The organism is Vibrio sp. 704, assembly GCF_033339295.1.
In genome coordinates, this window is record NZ_JAWOUH010000454.1 from 1 (window position 1) to 693 (window position 693).

Genomic DNA, 693 nt, shown 5'->3' on the forward strand with positions numbered 1-693 from the left:
TGCATCGGTTTTTGCCTGCACTCATCAAAGCGATGGGCGGGGAAATCGTCGTTCACCCAGTCGCGCACCGAGACAGAGAAGCAGGCACTTCCAATTACAATGCATGGAACCGTGCTTGGGTAGGGATTGTTGATATGTTTGGTGTGATCTGGTTACAAAAGCGCACGAAAAATCCGATGATCAAAGCTGTCAGCATTGCCAATGAAAATGCAAAACAATGAAATGGTTAAAGCTTGCACTTCTTATACTTGCTGGGGTTTTGTTAGCAAATCAGCTCGATAATCCCGTTTTATCTCACCTCACAGATAAGAACTGGCTGGTTGGCTACATTCAAAAAAACGGGGCTTTAGGGCATGTGGTCATCTTCACATTCAGTGTGGTGTTTTTGTCGTTGAGTGGGCCAAAGCAAGCCATCGCATTGGTATTCGGCTATTTATACCACGTCCAATTAGGCGTGCTTATCACCTTATTTGCTTGTGTTTTTGGGGCGACATTTAACTACGCCTGCGCTCGCTTTCTCATCGGAAATTGGCTTTATCGACGGTTCCCGAAAAAAATGACGCGTTTTAATTCATTTGCGAGTCGTAAGCCGTTTTACAAAATCCTTTTGCTACGTTTGTTTCCGATTGGGAATAACGTCGTGACCAACGTTTTATCGGGTAGTGTCCGAGTGCCGTTCTTTGCCTTTATCTC

Annotated in this window: 1 protein-coding gene and 1 pseudogene; both read left to right on the forward strand. The window is 45.0% G+C overall.

Features of this window, described 5'->3' with window-relative positions; all coding sequences use genetic code 11:
• Window positions 1-221 (forward strand): annotated as a pseudogene (locus R7R24_RS27055) (dolichol-phosphate mannosyltransferase); the annotation flags it as partial.
• Window positions 218-693 (forward strand): TVP38/TMEM64 family protein (locus R7R24_RS27060; RefSeq protein ID WP_318120169.1); only part of this gene is annotated, 476 nt, incomplete at its 3' end. The pseudogene R7R24_RS27055 and the gene R7R24_RS27060, both read left to right, overlap by 4 nt.